The 24,380-nt window shown below is 37.1% G+C and carries 18 protein-coding genes; 13 read left to right on the top strand and 5 right to left on the bottom strand.

The genetic code is table 11. The features are described from left to right. Positions 1-29 precede the first annotated feature (29 nt). Complete coding sequence (gene nhaB / locus HUU81_RS10040; RefSeq protein WP_199608823.1) at positions 30-1,613, bottom strand: sodium/proton antiporter NhaB; 1,584 nt, start codon at positions 1,611-1,613, stop codon at positions 30-32. Between the two features lie 334 nt (positions 1,614-1,947). On the opposite strand from nhaB, the gene fadR reads away from it, so the two are divergent. Further along, the gene (fadR, locus tag HUU81_RS10035) at positions 1,948-2,661 is read left to right on the top strand and encodes a fatty acid metabolism transcriptional regulator FadR (protein ID WP_199608822.1); all 714 of its coding nucleotides are present in this window, start codon (positions 1,948-1,950) and stop codon (positions 2,659-2,661) included. A gap of 101 nt (positions 2,662-2,762) precedes the next feature. On the opposite strand, the gene lepB is transcribed toward fadR, so the two are convergent. Both lepB and HUU81_RS10025 read right to left on the bottom strand, forming a co-directional pair. Beyond that, complete coding sequence (gene lepB / locus HUU81_RS10030) at positions 2,763-3,413, bottom strand: signal peptidase I (RefSeq protein WP_199608821.1); 651 nt, start codon at positions 3,411-3,413, stop codon at positions 2,763-2,765. Positions 3,414-3,500: 87 nt separating this feature from the next. Beyond that, entirely contained in the window at positions 3,501-3,977 is a 477-nt protein-coding gene (locus tag HUU81_RS10025) for a LabA-like NYN domain-containing protein (protein ID WP_199608820.1), read from the bottom strand. Between the two features lie 127 nt (positions 3,978-4,104). On the opposite strand from HUU81_RS10025, the gene HUU81_RS10020 reads away from it, so the two are divergent. Next, on the top strand, positions 4,105-5,481 hold the full coding sequence (locus tag HUU81_RS10020) for a DNA-3-methyladenine glycosylase 2 family protein (protein ID WP_199608819.1): 1,377 nt from the start codon (positions 4,105-4,107) through the stop codon (positions 5,479-5,481). A 70-nt stretch (positions 5,482-5,551) separates the two neighbouring features. Further along, positions 5,552-6,028 (top strand): methylated-DNA--[protein]-cysteine S-methyltransferase, encoded by a 477-nt coding sequence (locus HUU81_RS10015; protein WP_199608818.1) that lies wholly within the window; start codon positions 5,552-5,554, stop codon positions 6,026-6,028. Positions 6,029-6,083: 55 nt separating this feature from the next. Here HUU81_RS10015 and HUU81_RS10010 read toward each other — a convergent pair whose 3' ends face one another. Continuing rightward, positions 6,084-6,512, bottom strand: a complete 429-nt coding sequence (locus HUU81_RS10010) for a hypothetical protein (RefSeq protein ID WP_199608817.1) — start codon at positions 6,510-6,512, stop codon at positions 6,084-6,086. Continuing rightward, the gene (gene map, locus HUU81_RS10005) at positions 6,512-7,267 is read right to left on the bottom strand and encodes a type I methionyl aminopeptidase (protein WP_199608816.1); all 756 of its coding nucleotides are present in this window, start codon (positions 7,265-7,267) and stop codon (positions 6,512-6,514) included. Before map ends, HUU81_RS10010 begins: the two co-directional genes overlap by 1 nt. Before the next feature lie 497 nt (positions 7,268-7,764). Between map and HUU81_RS10000 the strand changes: the two genes are divergently transcribed. The 10 genes from HUU81_RS10000 (at position 7,765) to HUU81_RS09955 (ending at position 24,110) form a co-directional block, all read left to right on the top strand. Beyond that, positions 7,765-8,964, top strand: a complete 1,200-nt coding sequence (locus tag HUU81_RS10000; RefSeq protein ID WP_199608815.1) for a capsule biosynthesis protein — start codon at positions 7,765-7,767, stop codon at positions 8,962-8,964. 26 nt (positions 8,965-8,990) lie between these two features. Next, positions 8,991-11,714, top strand: a complete 2,724-nt coding sequence (locus tag HUU81_RS09995) for a transthyretin-like family protein (RefSeq protein WP_199608814.1) — start codon at positions 8,991-8,993, stop codon at positions 11,712-11,714. A gap of 145 nt (positions 11,715-11,859) precedes the next feature. Then, on the top strand, positions 11,860-12,963 hold the full coding sequence (locus HUU81_RS09990) for a hypothetical protein (RefSeq protein ID WP_199608813.1): 1,104 nt from the start codon (positions 11,860-11,862) through the stop codon (positions 12,961-12,963). A 1-nt stretch (position 12,964) separates the two neighbouring features. Further along, positions 12,965-14,938 (top strand): hypothetical protein, encoded by a 1,974-nt coding sequence (locus HUU81_RS09985; RefSeq protein WP_199608812.1) that lies wholly within the window; start codon positions 12,965-12,967, stop codon positions 14,936-14,938. A gap of 117 nt (positions 14,939-15,055) precedes the next feature. Beyond that, the gene (locus tag HUU81_RS09980; RefSeq protein WP_233520475.1) at positions 15,056-16,066 is read left to right on the top strand and encodes a KpsF/GutQ family sugar-phosphate isomerase; all 1,011 of its coding nucleotides are present in this window, start codon (positions 15,056-15,058) and stop codon (positions 16,064-16,066) included. After that, complete coding sequence (locus tag HUU81_RS09975) at positions 16,067-16,855, top strand: ABC transporter permease (RefSeq protein ID WP_199608811.1); 789 nt, start codon at positions 16,067-16,069, stop codon at positions 16,853-16,855. Then, positions 16,852-17,520, top strand: coding sequence for an ABC transporter ATP-binding protein (locus tag HUU81_RS09970; protein WP_199608810.1), 669 nt, complete (start codon positions 16,852-16,854; stop codon positions 17,518-17,520). The genes HUU81_RS09975 and HUU81_RS09970 overlap by 4 nt, the downstream gene beginning before the upstream one ends. After that, a complete protein-coding gene (locus HUU81_RS09965; RefSeq protein ID WP_233520474.1) occupies positions 17,507-18,697 on the top strand; it encodes a lipopolysaccharide biosynthesis protein in 1,191 nt (396 codons plus the stop codon). Before HUU81_RS09970 ends, HUU81_RS09965 begins: the two co-directional genes overlap by 14 nt. Continuing rightward, positions 18,697-20,325: a polysaccharide biosynthesis/export family protein gene (locus HUU81_RS09960; protein WP_199608809.1), complete on the top strand. Its 1,629-nt coding sequence runs from the start codon at positions 18,697-18,699 to the stop codon at positions 20,323-20,325. The genes HUU81_RS09965 and HUU81_RS09960 overlap by 1 nt, the downstream gene beginning before the upstream one ends. Before the next feature lie 197 nt (positions 20,326-20,522). Continuing rightward, the gene (locus tag HUU81_RS09955) at positions 20,523-24,110 is read left to right on the top strand and encodes an HAD family hydrolase (RefSeq protein ID WP_199608808.1); all 3,588 of its coding nucleotides are present in this window, start codon (positions 20,523-20,525) and stop codon (positions 24,108-24,110) included. Positions 24,111-24,380: the final 270 nt, after the last annotated feature.

Raw genomic sequence — 24,380 nt, 5'->3', positions numbered from 1 at the left:
TTTTGTTTGTAACTTAATTTGAATTTTATTTAATGGCCTGAATTACCGCCTTTACTTGGTATTTCAGTGCTGTGTTCAATGTAATGGTTATCGTATAGGTATTGTGTACCATCAGTTAATCCATTATATGTGAAGAACAAGCCAACAATCGTTAATACAATAGTGTAAGGGAATGCCATATAAACCATTCGACCATAAGACAGCCTCAATAATGGTGCTAAAGACGATGTAAGCAAGAATAAAAATGCAGCTTGCCCGTTAGGTGTTGCAACACTTGGTAAGTTAGTACCCGTGTTGATTGCTACAGCAAGTAAGTCGAACTGATCACGTGTGATGCGTCCTTCTCTTAATGCAGTTGCTACTTCATTTATGTACACCGTTCCAACGAATACATTATCACTCACCATTGAAAGAACACCGTTAGCAGCAAAGAATAATACTAGCTGAGTTTTACCTTCAAAAGAGAGTACCCAGTTAATGACTGGAGCAAATAATTTTAAATCGATTATTACAGCAACAATAGCAAAGAACACACATAGTAAAGCGGTAAATGGTAATGCCTCTTCAAATGCTTTACCAATTTGATGTTCGTCAGTAATACCAGAAGCTGATGTAGCAAAGATAATAATTGTTAAACCGATTAGTCCTACTGTCGCAAGGTGCAAACCAAGTGCAACCATAAGCCATATAGCAATAATGCCTTGAACACCTAAGTTAACATAATCTCTACGGGTTCTTTTTTCGTCTTGGTATTGCTCATAATCACTTAAAATTTGCTTTACGGCTGCTGGCATTGTTACGCCATAAGAAAATACTTTCGTTTTCTCAAGTACAAACGTGGTAATAATACCGCAAATTACAATAGGAATGGTGATAGGTGACATACGAATGGCAAACTCTGCAAATTCCCAGCCCGCTGTTTTGGCAATCACTAGGTTTTGCGGCTCGCCTACCATGGTGCACACACCACCTAGCGCTGTACCAACTGCTGCATGCATTAGCAGGTTTCGTAAAAATGCGCGAAATTGCTCTAAGTCATCACGGTTAGGATGGGTAACAAGTTCATCATCGCCGTAGTCATGATCTACATGATAGTCTTTTCCGGACGCAACTTTATGATAAATAGAGTAAAACCCGAGCGTTACGCTGATGATTACAGCAATTACTGTTAACGCATCTAAAAATGCCGATAAAAATGCCGAGGCGGAGACAAATGCCAAAGACATAACGGTTTTTGACTTAATGCGGATCAACAATTTAGTAAATAGGTAAAGAAGCAAATCTTTCATGAAGTAAATACCAGCTACCATGAAAACAAGTAGTAATATTACGTCAAGGTTTGCGGCAATTTCATGCTCAACTTGGCCAGGTGTCGTCATGCCGATGGCCACGGCCTCAATAGCTAATAAACCTCCTGGTTGCAAAGGGTAACACTTTAACGCCATGGCTAAAGTGAAAATAAACTCTATAACTAACAACCAACCCGCAAAATATGGATTAATAGCAAATATGATAGGGTTAATAAGTAACAACACAATAATGGTTAATTTATACCATTCTGGTGAGTTGCCTAGAAAGTTCTTGTAAAAAGCGCCTAAAATAGATTGTTGCATATTAACGCTCGCTTCCTTCTTTTTATAGTATTTACTCATGACGTAGCTTGATAACAAGCCCAACATGAAATGTCTTGAGTGCCCAATTGTGCAAGTATTTACTGTAAAAATAAATACAAATTAAAATTTATGGCTTAAAAACACGAACATAGCGACTTAATTTTAGCTAAATATTCAATAAGTGGTAGTTATTGACACTACATAAATAAATATAAAATCTTGTTTCATTAAATTGCTCTGGTACAATCAGTTCTACTATAGATTTAATATATTCGTAATTTGACTACATTGACGTTCAGTTGCTGTTAATTACGAATGAAAGCGGAACGCATACATGAGTATTATAAAAGCACAAAGTCCTGCAGGCTTTGCCGAAGAGTATATTGTTGCTTCAATATGGAATGGCAAATTTGCACCAGGCTCTATTTTGCCTGCAGAAAGGGAATTATCTGAGCTTATCGGTGTAACTCGCACAACGTTGCGTGAAGTTCTACAGCGTTTGGCGCGTGATGGCTGGCTTACCATTCAACATGGCAAACCCACTAAAGTAAATAACTTCTGGGAAACGTCGGGTTTAAATATTTTAGAAACCTTGGCACGCCTTGACGAAGAGAAAATGCCAGAGTTGGTCGATCAGCTTTTATCTGCTAGAACAAATATTAGTGCTATCTATATTCGTGCTGCAATTAAAAATAATCCAGAAAAAATGATTGAAGCGCTTAAAAAATCTGAGTTAATTGAAGACGATGCAGATGCATTTGCTACGTTCGACTACCAACTAAACCATGAGTTAGCTGCTGCATCTGGCAACGCAATTTATGTATTAACCGTAAATGGATTTAAAGGGTTGTGGTCGAAGATTGCTGCTTACTATTTTACGTCTGAAGAAGCGCGTAAGCTGGCACGAGATTATTACTTAAGTTTAATTAAATTTGCTGAAACAAATAAGCACGACGAAGCGATTATTGCTGTACGTAAATACGGTATTGAAAGTGGCCGAGTTTGGATGGAAATGCGTAATAAGATGCCGTCAGATTTAATGGAATAAGTCCTTAAATAACCTTATTAAGACAGTGCATTTTAAAATAAAAAAGACTCTAAGCGAGTCTTTTTTATTTTTAGCAATTGTTTATCGGATCTTAAATCGATTTAAATATCTACGAAAAAGCGATTTTTACGCGGTAAGTAGTAATTGTCGTAATCAAGCGACACAATAACTTTTGTTGCTTTACCCACTATTTCATTTTTTGGAACAAATCCATACACCCTTGAGTCAGAACTTCTATCCCGATTATCGCCAAGTACTAAATATTGATCTTCGGGTACTGTCACCGATCCAAAGCTTGAAAACTGCACTCCAGTGTTTGTCATCGTTTGTATGTGGTGCGTTTTTTTAGGTAGTTGCTCAACCAGTGTTTGATAGTCAGTCCCTTCGCTGACCTTATCGTATTGTAAAGCTTTGCCGTTAATAATTATTTGGTTATTACGCATAGTGACAATATCGCCTGGAACGCCGATTACACGCTTAATCATCCGTGTGTCAGCAGCTTCAGATTCAAACACCACAATATCGCCTTGCTCAGGAGTTGCGTGCTCAGACAGTCTGATGTTTGTTAACGGTACACGTAAGCTATAGGCATTCTTTTCTACAAAAACGCGATCACCAATTTCAATGGTAGGGTACATGGATGCGGAGGGCACCATGTACCAGTCAGCAATTGCCGAACGTACACAAACAAAAGAAAATATGATTAGCAAAAAGCCCCAATTAGCTTTAAAAAAATCCTTTATCTTACTCATTGGTATGTTGCCTTAAAATTAACTAATAATATGTAATCTAACGTATTTTTAAGTTAAAGATAATGTAAAAATGTAAATGAATATTATTTATTTTAATAATAGCGGTTCATTGATTGGATGAAATTCAGCGTCAGAGTTGATAATCGTATCCGCCGTTAACTGAGTGACACCAAAAACATGTGTATTAACGCCATAGCGCTGGCGAATATGGTCAAGCAATAATGTAAAATCACCGTCTCCTGATAGCAGAATGACATTATCAACATCACGCGCTGCTTCCATGATATCGATAGTAATTCCCACATCCCAATCGCCTTTAGCAGAGCCGTCAGCTCGACTAATCATAGGCTTAAGTTTTACATTAAAACCAATATCTTTAAGTATCTGTTGAAAGCCCATTTGCTTTTTATCACCACGGTCTATTGCATAAGCATTAGCCGTTTCAATATTGTATTGTTCGCTTATATTTTGCCAGAACTTGCGGTAGTTAAAGTGACAACCATATTGTTGCTTAACGGTATAATAAATATTCTGAACATCTACAAAAATGGCAGCGGTTTGCATAGTAACCTATATGAACGTTTTATGAGGAGGGTGGCAAGTTAGCATTAAGTTCCGAAATCCGCTAGTAGTCGTAAGTATTTACTTTAAAATAAACGATATCCAAGTTATATGAGCAAGATAATAGACTATGTACACCAATCAGCAGTATCAAACAGCAAGAATGTCGCGCGATCCAAGATTTGATGGTGTGTTCTTTATTGCGGTTAAAACGACGGGGGTTTATTGTCGACCAATATGCCCGGCTAACGCTCCTAAAGAAGATAATGTAGAGTATTTTCAGTCTGCAATAGAAGCTTCTAAATGTGGATATCGTCCTTGTTTACGTTGTCGGCCTGACAGTGCTCCACAATCTAACCCTTGGTTAGGTACTGAAACAACGGTGAATAGAGCTATTTCAATTTTGCTCAGTGAGAATGAGCCTACCAGCATGGTCAGCTTGGCAGAGCGACTCGGTATTTCAGACCGTTATTTAAGAAAGTTATTTAACGAAAAAGTTGGTGTTACACCATTACAATTTCAAATTTATCATAACTTATTACTCGCCAAAAAATTACTTCACCAAACACAAATGCCGATAAGCGATATTGCGTTTGCGTGCGGCTTTAATAGCATCCGCCAATTTAACGCAAGTTTTAAGCAACACTTTCGGTTTCCGCCATCGCAAATCCGTAAAGCGCAGAATAAAGAGCAAGATGTTATTTCTGTGTCACTCGCATTTCGCCCACCTTATAATTGGCAAATACTCTCTGAATTTTTGCGAAAAAGAGCAATAGACAATGTAGAGGTTGTTACTGTTGATAGTTACAGTCGCACAGTGACAATCGATAACGAGAGTCACGGCTGGTTTTGCGCAACGTTCAATGAAGAACAAAATACATTTGATCTTGACATCAAAGTATCTGATCTGAAAATGCTAAAACCCATGATTGCAAATATTTCAAGGTGTCTAGACCTAAATGCAAATTTGCACATTATTGAGCCTCACCTTGTAAGGGCTGGAATTCCTGAAGAGCGATTAATTAAAGGATTGCGAGTACCGGGGATTTGGTCTTCATTCGAAGCGGGTATACGCGCAATACTAGGTCAGCAAGTCAGTGTAAAAGCCGCAAGAACATTAGTGCAGAAATTAGTGGATGCGCTAGGTGAAGATAACGTTTGTAACAGTGAGAGTGTCAATTTCCCCACGCCCAAAGCCATTGCTAGCTCAGATTTAGCTTTTTTACCAATGCCGCAAAGACGCAAAGAGACATTGATTAATTTTGCCAATTACATGCGTGATTCAGCGAATGAAAAAGGGGACTTAGGTCATTGGCTGTCATTGAAAGGTATTGGACCTTGGACGGTAGATTATGCCAAATTTCGTGGAGAGAACCATCCCGATATATGGCTTGATGGAGATTTAGGCATTAAAAAGGCAAATAATTTATTTAAAGGGAAGTTAGCGCCTGATAATGCAAGCCCTTGGCGGAGCTATTTAACTTTTCAGTTATGGCAGCATCTTTAACTATTTCAGCGCGCATTAGTTAAGTAATCAGAGTAGAAAGCAGCAGAGAAATCATAAGTTTGGAGGAAAAATGAATTTTATTTCACTACACACGCCCATTGGTGAGCTGACCATCATCGCGTCCAACCAAGGCGTCACAGAAGTTACGTTTGATTTTGAAGCGAGTAAAGTAACGGACAATTTTGTCAATAACCCAACTTCACAACGTCATTTACAGCAAGCGAAACAAGAGCTTGAAGAATACTTTACCGGCAAGAGAAAGCATTTTACCTTCACATTAGCTGCTAAAGGTACTGAATTTCAAAACAAAGTGTGGCAACAATTATCAGATATTCCATACGGTATTGTGCAAAGCTATAGCGATATAGCGCTAAAGTTGAACAACCCAAAAGGGGTGAGGGCAGTTGGAATGGCAAATGGCAAAAATCCAATCGCTATCGCCGTGCCATGCCATCGAGTAATTGGTAAAAACGGCACATTAACAGGATATGCGGGTGGCCTAAATCGTAAAGCGTGGCTGTTACAGCATGAACAAAAGCATAGGTAATGCAGCTTTAATATGTGTGTGATAGCACTAGACCTTTAGCTGCCTGATGCTAAATTTATATAGTGTTTTCAGTTTGGGTTTTAGTTTGTTCAATAAATTTTTGCATTTGAAGTTGCAGCTCACGAAATTGATCGTTAGCCAAAATAGCGACATTTAGGTGTAATGTTCTGTCTGCAATAAAATGCATGGCCATAAACCCTTCAGTAATGTACTCGACATCGTCGAATGCATCTCTAGGGTATTGATTTAATCCCGTTCCAAACTGCGAATAGGTAATAATGTGTTCATCAGTAATTTCAAGCAGGGGGCGATTCCAGCAAACAAGCAATGACAAGACATTGAGGACACCTAAAGTTAGGCAAGAAATGCCAATAAAGGCTTTATCGTTTAAAACAGCAAAAATACCTAAACTGAAAAATAATGGGATAACTGAATACCACACTAAAAAGCTTTTTCTGTTTCGTTCAAACTTAATACGAGTCATTACAAATCATCCAATGTAGTCATAATAATCGGTTTATTCTTATTAATTACCATTGTATGTTCAAATTGTGCTGACATATTTCCTGTTTCAGTCACTAATGTCCAACCATCATCAAGCGTCTGCGTATATTGTGTTTTTGTAGATAAAAATGGTTCTATTGTAATCACCATACCGTCTGTTAAACGTCGGGTATCTTTTTTATCAAAGTAATTAGGAATGAATTCTGGCGCTTCATGTAAGGAACGACCGACACCGTGACTACCAAGATCGCGAATAGTGGTAAAACCCGCTTCGGTTGCAACTTTTGTGATAGCTTTTCCAATTTGATTTATTTTCGTGCCAGCTCTGGCAACATTCATCGACTCATTTAGCGCTTTTTTTGTTGAATCTACTAACCATTGTTGTTCTTGCGAAAATGGCGGAACTAGAAAAGTATGGCCAGAATCGGCAAAATAACCATTAAGCTCAGCTGATACATCGATATTGACAATGTCGCCTTCTTTAATAACGCGATCTGATGGAATTCCGTGAGCTGCTTCTTCATTAATACTAATGCATGTATAAGCAGGAAATTGATAAACGAATTTAGGGGCTGAGCGTGCGCCGTGCTGCTCTAAAATTTTAGCGCCAATGTCATCAAGCTCTAATGTGGTAATGCCTGGTTTAACAGCTTTACCCATTTCATGGATAGCCAGTGCAACAATACGGCCTATTTTTTTTAGCCCAGTAAAATCATTTTCATTTTTGATGATCATATAAATCTTAAACTCTCAGTATTTGAAGCCGCGATTTTAATTGATCTGTGTGGTAGAAGCCAGTATGACCAACCAAGAATATATAGATAAAACGATGAAGTCCCCAACAATGTAGTTTGTAGTGATTAATAATGATTATGTGTTTTATGTAAACTATTGATAAATTATCAAAACTGAAAAAATGAGTACTTTTTAAGCATTTTTCATTAGTTTTACTTTCTCTAACTCGGAAATGTCTGTATAATTTCGCGCCTCAGTTGCATGAGGTAATGGATTTCAAATCCTAATTCGTTTGGGGAATGTATGCCCCGTAGTAGATAAATTAGCGATACTATAACGCCAGATGGTTTATTTTAAAGAATAAATAGAATCATTATGTGCTCGCAGTAATACGTTTTAATTTAAATTTGATTGATACCTTTTTACTTCTGTTTTTCAAACCAAGTGGAAAATGGCTAGTATCTTTGTTTTAGTATTTATGGGTTAGCAGTAGAAAAATGGAAGCTCTCAGACGTATTTTATTCCTACAAGGTCCTGTTGGTCCTTTTATCAAGTTATTGTCACAACATTTAATAAAAACGAAAAAGGTAATTGCGCACCAAATCACATTTAATGGTGGTGACGATTGGTTTGCAAATAAAAATATTGCCACTCCTTACACTGGTAAACCCAAAGAGTGGAACTCTTATCTATCTGCTTTTGTTGATAAGCACAATATTACAGACGTAATAGTTTTTGGTGATTGTCGTTTTTATCATCGTGAAGCGAAAAAAGTAGTAGAAAGAAAAAAGTTATCTTTTTGGGCATTCGAGGAAGGATATTTGCGACCGTCATATATCACTCTTGAAAAGGAAGGTGTAAATGGTAACTCACTTTTTGATGCAGAGGTGTTGCAATCATTTGAAGCAAATTCAAAAAGTGAAGTACAACCGCTTCAATTAAAGCATACATATATTAATATGGCGTATTGGGCGTCAGCGTATTATTTTTTCAAAAGTATTTTTTCGTTTAAATATAAGCACTATATTCATCATCGTCCATGGGAGGAAAGTGAAGAGTTATACAGCTGGATGATGTCTGGTGCAAAGAAATTAAAGTATAAAAATAACGACGCAAAACTTCTGAGTGCTGTAAAAAATGAATTGTCCGGACAGTATTTCTTAGCGCCATTGCAAGTAAGTGTAGATAGTCAAATACTGTTCCATTCTCCATTTAGATCTGTAGAGGAGTTTATTGGAGTAGTTGTAAAGTCGTTTGCGCACAACGCTAATGAAGGTGACTATTTAATATTGAAGCACCACCCTATGGATCGTGGATTTGTTAATTATACGAAGTATATTAAAAAGTTAAGTTATGCGTATGATGTCGTTGATCGAGTAATCTACTGCCATGATACACACTTACCTACACTTTTAAAAAATGCAAAGGGTACTATAACAGTTAATAGTACAGTTGGAATATCTTCATTACATCACTCAACGCCAACCAAGGTAATGGGGAAGGCGATATATGATATTAATGGTGTAACTAGTCAGAAGTCACTGGATGATTTTTGGCAATCATGTTGCAAACCATGCCCAACGACCTTTGCAAAGTTTAAAGCTTTTCTCTTGGAAAAAAGTCAAATACCGGGAAGTTTTTACCGGAACCCTAATATCACGTTACACGCAGTAACTGAAAAAATGTTCAATCAGTAAATTAATATAATAAGGATTCGATTAGCATGACTGATCTTAAACTTTCGCGCCTAGCTTTGGCGTTAACTTCGGCACTCGCGCTAAGCGCATGTGGTGGCGGTTCATCTAACACAAATGTAACGCCAGAACCAGTAACGCCGCCGGTAACACCACCTGTAACAGGCGGCGAAACAGTCAGCAAAACTCAAGTGACAGTATCAGGTTCAGTTGTTAAAGGGGTACTTGCAAATGCAAATGTGCAATTATTTGCACTTGATGATTTGGATAATGTACTTGCAGAAACTACTACAGATGAAAATGGTAATTACTCATTTGATTTTGAAACAGAGTATAAAGGTATTTTACTTGTTAAGGTTTCATCAAGTCTAGAAACATCAATGAGATGTGACTTTAGCGATTGTGGAACTACAGGTTTTGGTGACACAGTTACTAATCTACCAGGGTTAACGTTATCTACCCTTACTTATATTGATGATGCCGAAGAGGTAACTAATACAGCTCCTATTTCTGCACTTACAACACTAGCTTCTACAGTAGCAGATTCACTACTATCAAATACTCAAGCCAGCCTCTCATTAGAGGGATTTAATGCAATTCAAGCGGTTGCTTCACAGCAAGTACTAACAGGGTTAGGGTTAGAAAATGCAGTAAATGTTACAAGTTTATTTGATTTCATGCCTATAGATCTTACACGTATTTCTGATTTAACTTCTGAAGAAGCTAACAGTTTTGATTTAGCTAACCTGACACTATCTAGTTTCAACGCTTCAATCATGAGCGGAGCTTCAGACAGCGATGATGTTGCATCAGGCGTTAATCAATTAGTTAGTAATATTACCTCTTCGTTAGCAAGTTCAAATATTGAAGCACTTAACTCGAGTCTAAGCGAGCTTCGTAATGGTGTGACCTCTATTTTAAATAACCCTTTATTCGGGCAAGAATTTTTAGAGCTTCAAAATAATCTGGGTAATACTTCTGCCCCTATTTCAGCTGAGCAACTTACTTCTGGTGCTTTACACTCAGAAATAATTTCTTCTATAAATGAAAGTGTCGACACAACTAAATTAACTAATCTTAATAATGCAGCTGAATCAATCATTGGCATTATTGAAAATTCTGAAGGCGAATTATCAGAAGGTGAAATTTCTGAAATTGCATCAATAGTTAATGAAGCAACTGGCGGAGAAACTGGCGGAGAAACTGGCGGAGAAACTGGCGGAGAAACTGGCGGAGAAACTGGCGGAGAAACTGGCGGAGAAACTGGCGGAGAAACTGGCGGAGAAACTGGCGGAGAAACTGGCGGAGAAACTGGCGGAGAAACTGGCGGAGAAACTGGCGGAGAAACTGGCGGAGAAACTGGCGGAGAAACTGGCGGAGAAACTGGCGGAGAAACTGGCGGCGAAACTGGCGGAGAAACTGGCGGCGAAACTGGCGGCGAAACTGGCGGCGAAACTGGCGGCGAAACTGGCGGCGGAACTGGCGGCGGAACTAGCCCTGGTGCACCAACAGCAGCGGAAACAGCAATTAATGTAACAAATGATTTCTTTGGTGCGACAGGTATTTCAGTAGATGCGAACCGTTTAATTATTAAGGCTGCGAGTGATGCGCGTAAAGCAATTCAAGCAGCGTTGAAAACGTCACTGAATGTTGATGGTAATCAAAGCAATGGTACTGATTCAGATATTTTTACTTATGAAGTAAAAGATGCCAGCGGTAATTTAACCGGAGAGATTCTTTACGTTTACGTAACTGATGAAGCAGAGCAATCATTAAGCGGTTTGAATTTCAACGTTTCGCATAACTTTAAAGGTGTTGTGACTAACTTTGCAATCACAGACGCTAATGCAGCAAACATTATGTGTACTGCAAATGAGTCTGGCATGATGGATTCGAGCTCATGTGTTGATGAATCGTCAAACCCATTAGAAAACGGCGAGACAGCATTATCATTTACACTAGCATACGGATTCAACGGTAGCGGTAACGATGATGAGCCTGTATTAGAAAGTACATTATGGTTCAATGGATTAGCTTCAGGCGGTGTTGATGAGTCTGGAGATACTATTACAATTGGTTTTGGTAAAAACGGTGATACCTATTCTTCTGCGGAATTAGCAACGTATGCTAAACAAGTAAAAGATGCTGGCGGCGTGTTACGTGATATTACTTACCGCGATATAGATGTAAGCTTGCCAGATTCAATTATGAGCGCAAATCTACAAAATGTATCGATATACACTGGCGACTGGAACAAAAAAGCGGAAGGCTCTGCAACACTTACTATTAAGGTAAATGGTGATTATGCAAATGTTACTGACGCGCAAAATATTCTTAAGCAAGCTTCAGTTAAGTCAACTCTTAACTATTTAGCGGGTGCGTCTAATACTAATTACAACATCAACTCTACAGTGTTTATTAGTAAAGAGACTACAGAAAGCTCAACGAGAAAGCTTATTAGCAAAAATATCAACATTTTGCATACACCTAGTTCATATAACTTGCAGGTGTTTTCTAATAAAGCGTCTATGGCAGAAGAGTTAAATCAGCCAGTTTGGTGTGGTGACTGGAGTGGTTCAGCATCAATTAACGGTGCAGTACAAGGAACACTTGTTGATCTTGCTGAAACGTGTCCAACTGAAGCAAAAGATGTTAACTATGTATTGCGTATTGGCAATACAGACGTTAAACCAGCAAACCTTGCAGGTATGATGCAAGCGTTAAGTGAATACTTTGATTTACGTGATAATTAATCACTAAATTGAATACATAAGAAAAGGCCGTGAAGTCATCTTACGGCCTTTCTTTAACATGCAATCCGCAGAAATAATACCAATAAAAAGGCTGTTGCATCAGAGCGTTTTTATTTGTATTAATTTTTAGTTAAGTTTGAAGTTTATGAAGAACATTTTTTTTATCGCACTTTACATTACATCGGTGGTAAGTATGGATGTAACTGCGTCTAAATCCGAGTACACATTTTTTGTTAATGGATACTCAGATAACTACACGCCATCTGTACCTGTAGTCGATTTCTCGGGATCTTGGAAAGGGGCTAAAACATTTGAACGAGCGGATGTAGCATATACAAACAATTTGTTTCAAATAGGTGTTGCCAATTCAACGTATTCCTTTGCAGCTGTCTATCGTTACGATTATGCCTTATCTATGAATCCTGATGTTTCAGAATATCGTTTTAACAGACACAACTCGATTAAAGAAAATTTAGATCGAGATTTTATTGCTGACTTACATGAGCAGCGATTGACAACATATGGTTTTAGGCTTGGTTATACTTACGATAGACAGGCTAATTGGTCTGTAACAACTTACTTAAATGTTCTTCAATCGAATAAGTTTCAAGACAGGCTTATTTATGATGGAACAATACACGGTATTACCCAATTAGGAAATGCAAGCGCCAATTACCATTTTGATGAAGATACTTTATATAAGTTTTTAGATGTAGAAAGTGCGCCTTCTGGTTATGGCGGCTCTCTGGATATCGATTTTACATATTTCCTGACACCAGACTCAGCGTTGATAGTTAATATTAAAGATCTTTTTCACTTTATCACTTTTAAAAACTCACCTTACGCTATCGGAGAGTTTAATGTTAATCAAATGTATTATGATGAAAGTGATGTGCTACAGCAAACACCTGCTGTTAACTTTCAAACACATGAAAGTGCAGAAGGTGGCCATCAATTTACTCAGCATATGCCAACACGAGTTGCAGTAACATACGAACAACGTTTTTTTGAACATTATACTGCTAAATTAATATATAAAAGCAATGAGATATTTAATTCGATGGCCCTGATGGGAGCGTGGAATATAACTCCGGATGCTAATGTAGCCGTGAGCTACAATATTGATACTCAGGCAGTTGGGCTTCATACCGAATATCATAACTTTTATATCGATATTCTTTCTGATAATACCGATTATTCATACGCGAATAGCTTAAGCCTATTTGTTGGGCTGTCGTGGGGCTTCTAAAATGAGACTGTTTACTTTATTACTTTTTATACTAGTTGCGTTGCCTGGATGTGGTGGGAGTAGCAGTAATGATGCTGCCGAACCAGTAGTAGAAGGAAGTACGCTAGTGAATACACATTCATTAACTTTGACTATATTACCAAAATATATTTATCAGCCTGTTGAGGTAGCGATCACCGATATTAATAATGGTAGTGAATGGTTATCTAGTTTTACTGTGAATGCTGAAGATGCGATGAGCACTCATGTAATTAATGGCCTGCCTAGCGGTAATATGATTAAGGTTATTTTTAACCCTAAAAATGAGCTGATTAAATTGCGCTGCCCTTATATTAATGGGTGTTTTACAGAGAGTTTATCTAACAACTCTTTACTGCCTGTAGACTATGACTCACCGTATCAGACACGTATTAAATTGTCTGCAATTGTGCATTTAGATTCGGACAAAGCTTTAACAGTAAATGTAGTTAACGATTTAATTGCAAAAGTGTTTACAGAAAATAAGAATGAATTAAGCCCAGAGCTAAAACTTAAGCAAGCTCACACATTAGTAGCAAATACTCTAGGATTAATAGGCTATGATGGACTTGCTGCAAAAACGGTTAGAAATCGGTGGCTATCTGATGCCATCGATGCAGGTATTCTGTTTGACGATAAAGTGGCAAAATTGAATGCTACAAGTAGACTAAAGAATATTGGGGGACTCTTTAACTCTCAATTTTTTGATAACGAGTCTGTTTATCAACAACTTAACTCGACCTTATTTCAGGATGCGCTTTTATATTTACAAGAAGTTGCCATCACATATCCTTCAATCGTTGAAGATAGCATGAAAGTCGAGCTGGCTAAATTGAGAGCTTTTTTAAGTACAAAATCAATCTTTCCTGATAAGGGATACCTATCATCCCCAAATTCGTTAAGTTCGCCGCTTGATACGGCAAAGTCACAACTTCAAGACTTTAGAAGTTTATTGTATACCTTTGAAAATGATCCCGTTGCTTATGATCAAGTATCAGACTCCATTACGCAAGGCTATCAATTAGTTGAAACATTTTCTGATTCTATTTTAACTGAGCTGTTCAATGTCTTTAGCGATGTAATTAGCGAAGTACCGCTTGGAAGTAGTGATGGCAGTTATCAAGTAGGGCAATTAGAGGTTCAATATATAGATTCTCAATTAAGCTGGAAAGTATCTGGTATCTATAATCAACTAGAAATGGATGTGAGCATAAAGTTAGAGCGATTTTCTAACGATCCAATTACGGGAACTTCATTAACAGCAAAAATTAACGGTAATATTTTAAGTGGTGATGTTGCTACTCAGTTAAACAACACTAATTTTAACGTACAACTTAATCCTGCTGAAGATCTTTTTGGTACTGCTGATGGAACAGGCTTCATTAAGATCTTAGGTCACACTGAAATCGCTGACTTACAAAGTAAGTATGCTGGTGAGGTTAATGTACGTATAGATACTTTATCATTGGGAAGCGGAAGTACTTTTCAAGTATTAGAATCAGCTTATGTAAATGGCGATTTTTCAAGTAATGGGCAGGACCATAAGCTGGCTTTTGCGCTTGTTCATCCCAACATTTATGCTGAAAATAGCGACACTCTACTTTCTAATTCTTTGCAAATTGCTACTACTTACTCTGCTTCTGTGTATGGTTTAGGCGAGCCTGTGTTAACCTTCTATGCAAATCTTGATGACATCAAAGAGGGGCTTTCTACGTCTAAACTTGACTTGATTATTTATTTTGAAGGTCGGCTCTTACAACTGCTATTTTCAGGGAAGCCTACAAAGTTTAGTTATAGCGGCCTAAATCAAGATGGAGTTTCTTGGAATTTAAACTTTGCTAGAAATAATACAAATGGTGAGTTTTTGGTTAATGGTATACAAGTTGGTGAACCAAGAATGTTAAAGAATATTGCTGGCATCTTGTTTATAGATGGCAACTTTATTTCGGTCTTTTAGGTAAGACGAAGTGTTGATGTGTGTACACCTAATACACGGAATGAAACGGTAAAGCTGTTCAATAAATGCTTTATGTTTTTTTATTATTGAATCGTAACAATACACAAAGAAGTAACAATGGAATCTTTAAATAATTTTGCTCAATTTTCTGCTGCAACATCAATGTTATCTAATACAGTTGATCCAATTGAGGATTATAGTGTTTTATTAGCTAAACAGGCTATTGTGGATCAAAGTGTCCAAATTAGAGCGTTAGCTGAGCAAGTAGATAGCGATTTTGAAGCGGCTGCACACTGCATACATGAATCGAGAGGCCACCTGATTATCTGTGGAATGGGTAAGTCAGGACATATTGGTAAAAAACTAGCCGCTACTTTAGCGTCAACAGGCACGCCGTCATTCTTTGTTCACCCAGGAGAGGCATTTCATGGCGACTTAGGAATGATTACACCTGATAGTGTAGTTCTTCTTATTTCAAATAGCGGTGAAACAGATGAAGTATTAAAGTTGATACCGTCCTTAAAACACTTTGGTGTTAAGATAATTGCACTAACAGGTAATAAAAATAGCACATTATCTGTTAATGCTGATTTTACAATAAATGCTAAAGTGGATCGCGAGATATGCCCTAATAATCTTGCGCCAACCTCCTCAACAACAGCTGCACTAGTTATGGGTGACGCCTTAGCTGTTGCGCTTATTCATTTACGTAAATTTCAGCCTACAGACTTTGCCATGTTCCACCCTGGAGGTAGTTTAGGTCGTCGATTATTAACCAAAGTTAGTGATGTGATGATGAGTGATAATCTGCCTATTGTGTCACCACAAACTACGATTGAAGAAGCAATCTTAGTGATGACAAACTCTAAAATTGGCTTAGCAATTGTATTGGATGAAGAAAAATTATATGGCGTTGTAACAGATGGTGATTTGCGCCGTGCATTAAGTCAAAAACTCGATATAACATCATCTTTAGTGACTGAAATCATGTCAGAGCAGCCTATTACGATTATAGAGTCTGCCAAAGTGACTGACGCAGAAGAACTAATGCGAGAAAAACATATAAAACATTTATTAGTTACCAATGCTACAGAAAGTGTCGTTGGTGTAATGGAGTTTTATCAGTAAATGTCGCTAGTGGTACGCAGGTCGCCATTTAAAATAATGTGCGACTCTATACATGCTTTGCTGTTTCGTGAGATGAAGACTCGCTTTGGTCCAGGTAATTTTGGTTACTTATGGGCTTTGGCTGAGCCCATTGCGCAAGTAGCAGTGTTTGCAGTGATATTTACACTAATTGGCAGAACATCTATTGCAGATGTGCCAATTGCACTATTCCTAATTACGGGAATTTTGCCATATAGTTTTTTTGCAAAAGCGCTACCACAATTATCGGCTGCATTAGATGCGAACAAAGCATTATTAGCATATCGTCAGGTTACTGCAATAGATCCTGTTCTCGCGAGATTATTAATAGAAACAGTCACGTTTATTTTGGTGTATATCATTATTACTCTAGCAATGGCTTGGTTAGGGTTTTCTGTCATTCCTGATGATCCATTCCTACTGATTGTAGCTAGTGGTTTATTAGTTTGCTTAACACTAGGGCTGGGACTAATTGTTTCGACTATAGCGAGCTATTTAGCTTCAACATCAAAAATCCTCTCAATGCTGATGAAGCCGATGTTTTTTATTTCTGGCATCTTTTATAGCGCTACTATGGTACCGGAGTCATATTGGTATTTATTTAGTTGGAATCCGATTTTTCATGTTTTGGAGTTAAGTAGAGATGCATACTTCGCGAGTTACGAGACACCTGTAGGAAGTTTCGGATATTTAGCGATGCTTTCATTATGTGTCTTAAGTGCCGGTTTAGCATTGTTTCATTTGAATCGAGCGAGATTTATTACTTCATGATTCAGCTTAAAAATTTAAGTAAGTATTATCGTACCAAGCAAGGCCGACATTACGTTTTAAAAGATATTAACCTTACTATCCCAACAAATGTAAGCATAGGTGTTTTAGGTCCAAATGGTGCGGGTAAGTCGACACTAATCCGAATGTTGGGTGGGGCTGATATCCCTAATAAGGGCAGTATTTCTTCTAACAAGAACATCTCTTGGCCACTTGGTTTACAAGGTGGTTTACAAGGCTCTATGACTGCAAGAGAAAATGTAAGGTTTGTGGCGCGAATACACGGTTACGCTAATACGGGACCGATCGAGCAAAAAGTCAGTGACTTTGCCGAAATTGGTAAGTTTTTTGATGAACCAGTTAAACACTTTTCAAGTGGGATGCGTTCACGAGTTGCTTTTGGCTTAACAATGGCCTTTGACTCTGATTTTGATGTGTTATTAATTGACGAGCTAACTGCAGTAGGTGACGCAAATTTCAAACAGAAATGTGAAGACTTATTAATAGAAAAGTATAAAAAAACAAAAGTCATTATGGTTAACCATAGTTTGACTGAACTTCGAAAACACTGTGAAGCTGGCTTGTTGATTAAAGACCAAGATTTACTTTTTTTCAGTGAACTTGAAACTGCTATTGAAGAATATGAAAGCTATTATGTTAGACATTAATAAACCGAAATTAAAACGGAAATTAAATAAATTAAAGCGTGATCCTGCAAGGTTTGTTTTTGACTCAAAAGCTTATCTAAATGCGCGTCGTTCAGCTTATTACACATGGGCTAAACTTGGCTCGTTTGCGATAGTGGTCTTAGCTGCGATTTTAGTGATTATATATTATTTAGGAGTGGCATCACCTAGATATGTCAGTGTATCCCAATTTGTTGTTAAGCAAGGAAATTCTACTGATGTACCTGTGTTTGGACTTGCTTCACTTGGTAGTGCTTCGCCTTCAACGCGTGATGCATTAATCGTGAAAGAGTATATTCAATCTCGTGATATGGCACTTCAGCTAGATAAAGCACTGGCATTGAAGCGTCATTATGAAGATACTAAATACGATATAATTAGCCGCTTAGAACGCGATAGTTCTACAGAAGCATATTTAGATTTCTATAAAAAGCATATCAACATTAAATATGATGAAATGTCTGAAATCATCTCGGTTGAAGTTCAAACGTTTAATGCAGAGTACTCGTTACACGTGGCTGAAACGATTTTAAAAATCAGTGAGCAATTTATTAATAAGCTTGGGCAAAATATGGTCGAGGATCAGCTAAGGTTTGCTCAAGAAGAAGTACAGCGTGCTTATCAAGAATTTAAAAAGACACAGGCTGATGTTGTTAAATTTCAAGATGAAAATAATATTTTTAGCCCCGAACAACATAGCTCAGCGCTGGTTGGTGCTATTAATGAATTAGAATCAAAAATAATTGCGGCAGAAACTGAGCTTAAATCTTTAATGGCTTACATGCAGTCAGATTCATCAGCCGTTAAGTCAAAAAATATAGAGCTAAACTCATTAAATAAACAACTGGAAATACAAAAAGCACGACTGACTAGCCATGATCAGTCTTCATTAAATAAAATTCATGTTGATTATCAAGATTTAACACTAAACGCAAAGTTAGCTTCTGATTTATACCAAACTTCTCTTGTGAGTTTAGAGAAAATTAGAACGGAAGCATTCAGAAAACTAAAGCACTTTTTGATAATTGAGAATCCTGCTTTAGCCGAAGAAGACAAATACCCACGTCGACTTTACAACATTATTACGTTTTTGACCCTATTACTTGCTGTTTATGGAATAGCTCGTTTTGCTCATGCTGTTATTAAGGAGCACAGCTAATGTTAAGACAACTTTTTGGTTATATTTTATTTTGTATTTTTAGTGCGCAAACGCTTGCGAGCTTAAATATTCAGCCCAATGCTAGCGCTGAAACGAAAGAGTCAATACAGGACTCTTCCGTTAATAAATTTTATGGTAGCTGGTTATTTAATGGGGGCTTCAAACAAGCATCTTTTGCAGCAGTAAACCCGAACTATAAAATAGCTCAAGGTGATAAATTGTTAGTTCAAGTGTGGGGAGGCTTTAAATATCAATCTGAAGTAGTGGTAGACCCGCAAGGTAATATTATTATTCCTGAAGTTGGCCCAATAAAGCTGCAAGGTGTGACCAATACTGAACTAAACAAAGTATTTCTGAAAAGCATTAATCGTGTTTATAAAAAGAATGTTGAGAGTTACATCACGTTATTATCAACTCAAAAAGTTAAAGTGTTTCTTTCTGGTTTAGTTAAGCAGCCAGGCCTTTATGAAGGGCAAAGTGGCGACAGTATCTTAAGGTTTATTGACCAAGCTGGCGGCGTACGTACCGATATTGGTAGTCTACGCCAAATAGCAGTGAAGAGACATAATAAAACAATTCAAGCTATCGATCTGTATGATTTTATACAGAAAGGTGAAATGCCCTACCTACAACTGCAAGACGGTGACGTTATTTTTGTTGGGGTAAGACAAGGCACCGTGGCTATTGAAGGGGAAGTTGGTTTTGAAGGGAGCTATGAAGTAAAGCAATCGAATACACTTCTGAAGCCTATTTTACAATCAGTTGCACCTAAACAGTCTGCAACTCATGTCACGATTATTTCATCAAGTGACATAGCCGATAGTAAAGAAATAAATGTAAAGCAATTTAGCATTAACGAATTAGATGGCGTAACAGTAGCGCCAGATTCTTTAATTAAAGTAACCTCTCAGATGCGCCAATCTCAGCTATCAATCGAGTTAATTGGAGAACATCACTCTTCAACAGAACTAGTGATGCCTGTTGGTTCTAGGTTAATCGATGTAATTAATCAAGTTGAATTTACTCCGTTATCAAACCGTCAAGCAATCCAACTGTTTAGGCCCTCTGTTGCTGTTCGTCAAAAAGAAATGCTTAACTCGTCATTAAATGCTCTTGAACAAAGTGTGCTAACTGCTCGCAGTGAAACAAATGAAGCTGCGCAACTTCGTAAAAATGAAGCTGAAACAATTCTTATGTGGATTGAAAAAGCGCGTAAAGTTGAAACAAAAGGGCAGGTGCTATTAACCGATAACGCAGACTTATCAAGCATTTATCTTCAACAGGGAGACCGAATTGTTATACCTGCAAAACGAAACCTAGTAATGGTGCACGGTGAAGTGCTATTTCCAACAGCTGTAGCTTATCAGAATAATATGGATGCATCAGAGTTCATTAATCATGCAGGTGAAGCTTCTGGAGATATTGATGATATGAATATCTTACTTATGAAGCAAAATGGTGCACTTATAAACATTAATGAGCAACTCAATAATGAAATGTTAATTGAAGCGGGTGATGAAATATTTGTATTGGCAAAGCCAGATGAAAAGTCGTTCCAGTTAACAAAAGATATTTCGCAAGTTATATATCAAATTGCTGCATCAGCAGCGGTGATTTTGGCATTATGAATTTTTTAATAAATGCGCGTTCAACAGAAGTGTATATACAAGCAAGTAGCAACAAAGGACATATAGGGTAGCACATGGAGCAGTAGTTTTATAAATGAAGTTGTCGTCAACTAATGGCGAAGAGATTAGTTCATTAGTTTGAACTAGCAAATAATTTGCAGCAAAAAATTACAAATTAAATTTACAATTGGTTACATATGAAAATCCTTTACTATCTAGAGTCACTTGTTGAACAGCAAAACCCATTTTTTCGCGCCGGAGCATTAAAAAATACAATAAACCGCCAGGCTCAAAACTTATTAAAGTTTGGTCATGAGATTACAGTATTTACATCTAAGCATGTTTATGAAGAGTGTATAAATCAAGGAGTTGAATTTTCGGGATTGAACATAATTAAAGTAGATCTTCCTGAAATCTTGAGTGTTTATCGTAATGCAGAGCATTCTGCAAAGATAAATTATGAATGCCATGATAAGCAGAAGCTGAATGATCTGGCTTCTTTTTACGAAAACAAGCTGAATGGTTTTGTCCCTGAGTTAATAATCTCGTGGGAGTCACCTAACAATGTAATTAAAAACTTATTTTCTGACGTTCCTTGTTTGCATATGATGCCTGGCTTTTTTTCGAGAGTACCACTACCTGAGTTAACGCTACTCGACCCTTGTGGCTTTTTTAAAGATTCAGCTATGAGCATTTTTAAGGATGATATTCAAAATTATCAGGCTACAGCGAAAGAATTGAAGCTGGTAAAAGGTATAAGAGAGACCTATTTTGAGGGATATTTATCTTCGTACACCCCTTTCACGCGTCAATCTCTTGACCCTGAGAACAAATTTAGAAAGTTATTACTGCTTCCGTTACAAGTTTCAGGCTATTTTTCTTTCGATTTTCATACAGCACACCGAAATCAAATGGATTTTTTGATAAGTGTATTAGCTCAAGTGCCAGATGACGTGGGTGTCGTAGTAACCCAGTATGTTACTAGGCATACGAAAGATACCCCTATTAATAGTGATACAGTTGCATTTCTGAAAAGTAATTTTAGTAATTTCATATATGAACCCGTATTTGATTCCTTAGATGGCGTATCACAATACCTTTTACCATTAGTTGACGGTGTTATCTCTACTTCTTCAAGTATTGCATTTCAGGCTGCATTTATGCAGCTTCCAGTATATATGTATGGTAATAGCCATATTGAGGTTGTATCTGAGAGCTTTCAAACTCTGGTTGATTCAGACTTTGTGTTGAGTAAAAGAGATCAAGATCACGTACTTGCATTTATTCTATCTCGACTGATGCCGCTCACAATTAATACCTTGTATACAGGTGATTGGTTGCACAACTTTATTACGAGTTATTGCGTAAATTATTCTGACTTCTTGGCTACCAAAACACAAAGTTCAAATAAGATCTTCGAGCAGTTAGTCGCCAATCCAATCCATGCTGATTTTGATAAGTATTTAGTTGAATTTATTGAAGCAGCAAAGCCTCACGTAGCTATACGAAAATTAGTTGAAACGGGCTGTGAAAATACAAAGGCAATTGTAAAAAATAAAGAAGAGTGGTTTAAGCAAATCTCTAATCCTCATGTGAAAACAGTTTCATTTGATATTTTTGATACACTTCTTGTTAGACCCTTCGCAAAACCTGTAGATTTGTTTAGGTACATCGAGGATGAAGTTTGCGAACTTACTAACGGGATTGTGAATGAATTTACGCTAGTACGAGTAAAAGCAGAGCAAAACCTCAAGAAAAAGCTCCGAGAATATAACGAACAAGCTCTTGAAGAGGGTATCAATGAAGAAGATTTAACGTACGAGATTACAATTGACGAGATCTATCAAGAATTGGCAAATCTTGCACATTTAACTGACTTGTCGTTAATAAATGCTATCAAGAGTGTCGAAATTGAGGCGGAAGTTCAATTATTGTATCCAAGACCTTCTGGTATGGAACTATTTCGAATGGCAAAATCATTAGGTAAACAGGTGATTATCACTTCGGACATGTATCTTAGCCATAAGACGATTGAAAGAATTTTAGCTAAAAATAATATTCATGGGTATCAAGCGCTATTTGTTTCTTCAGAAATTGGATTAAAAAAGCATGAAGGTCATTTATATACATATTTAATGGATAAATTAGGTATATCCAATCCAAAAACTATCCTTCATATTGGTGATAATGTACACGGTGACATTAAAGCTGCAAGAGATAAAGAAATTAGAGCGTTACATACACCTAGAACTTTAGATTTATTTTATAAGAATAAACCTGCTAATAACTTGTTTTTTAAGAACAGAAATAAGGCATCTTTATCTGAATCTATAACTGTGGGTATGTGTGCTAATCGCATCTACGATGACCCGAAGTTCCCTTATTGGGGAGATACTTTTTATCATGGAAGTGTGTTCAACTTGGGGTATTTAGGCCTTGGATGTATGTTCTTTTCGTACACAAAATGGATTATTGAGCAAGCAATAGAAGATGGAATAACTGATTTATACTTCTTAGCGAGAGATGGAGAAATAATAAAAAAAGTCTATGATGAACTGTCTCCATATTACGAGAACGCGCCTAAATCACATTATTTGCTAGCATCACGAAGAAGTGCCAGGGTTGCTTCAATAAGAAATCAACAAGATTTGAGTGTTGTGGCTCGTTCAGCATTTTACAGCGGCACATTGCTATCATTTTTTGAAAATAAGTTAGGCTATAACCCTGAGCTGATACCTGAAGAGCTTCTGGAACTTCATGGGTTTAAAGAGCTTGGCTTGAATACCATAATTAATACTAATGAGCTCAAAGATAATTTATATAATTTAACAATGGCGCTGTCAGCTCAGATTGTTGATAGTGCAATGAGCGAAGGTGAGCTACTTCTTCAATATTTTGAAGATAAAGGTCTAAATGATTTAAATAAGAATGTTGCTGTAGTTGATATTGGGTATGCTGGCACAATGCAAGATGCCATGATCAAACTTCTTAATCGAGATATTGGGGGTTATTACTTAATGACCTTTGAGAGCGCATTAAAGTTAAAGAAGAAAGGCCAAATCATAAAAGCATTTGCTGGGGACTTTGTAAATCCTGCCCATTCTTTACATCCTATTTGTAGGTTAGGTCTGGCATTTGAAGTCGTCTTCTCAAATATAGATGGTTCATTTATTAAAATGGTTAAGAGTGGCCAATCTTATATGCCTGTATTTGAATCAACTGAAGGCGAGGACGTTAAGCGAGAGTTTATCCCTAAAATGCAATCAGGGATTGTTGCATTCGCTAAGGATGTTATGGATAAATTTGGCTCGTCTATTGAGGGGGTTTATTTTGATAACAGCTCATGTTTTTCTGTATGGTCGAATACTTTGACAAAACCAAGCGGCAGGGATACAGAATTATTTGAAGGAGTAACTTTTGACGATAACTTTGCGGGAGCAGGCTGGAGATACATGATACCTCCAAGACAAAATGGCCCATTATCAGATAAACTATTAAAGCAAACAGTTTGGCGTGCCGGAACAGAAGTTTTCTTTAGAATTCCATATGTTAAAAATCATAAGAATAAGCCAATTAATAATCCATTGGTGAAAGAAAATAAAGTGACTTTAGTTAAGGAACCAAACAAACTTCCTGGCAAAACAATGTCTTTAGTTATGAGGGCCGTGCTAAGGAATGAAAACAAATTAAGGAAGTTTAATAGAGATCCAGATGCATTTTTTTCTGATAGTAAAAATAAGACTTTTAGAAAGTTAGGTAAGTTTTATATTAAGCAATTTAATTAAGCTTCTTTCATCTCGGTAGCTTTCATAAGCTATCGAGATGAGTAATTTATAATTCGGATTATTTTTACAGAAGATAATAAATCAAAAAGTTTTCTAGATATCAAATTATTAAAATGCGTTTTTCATTGTTCGAAAAGCTTTAGTTATTACAATTAAATAATCTATTCTTGTCAGACTTAACTTAACATTCCAAGATTGCGCAACGCGTGCAAACAGGTGGTGAGCAGATTTTGCGTGAATTAAATTACGATAATATTGATTAAATCGTTT

Source organism: Flocculibacter collagenilyticus (assembly GCF_016469335.1).
In the GTDB taxonomy this organism is placed as follows: domain Bacteria; phylum Pseudomonadota; class Gammaproteobacteria; order Enterobacterales; family Alteromonadaceae; genus Flocculibacter; species Flocculibacter collagenilyticus.
Note: the sequence above shows the minus strand (reverse complement) of the source record. Positions and strands in the feature narration are given on the sequence as shown.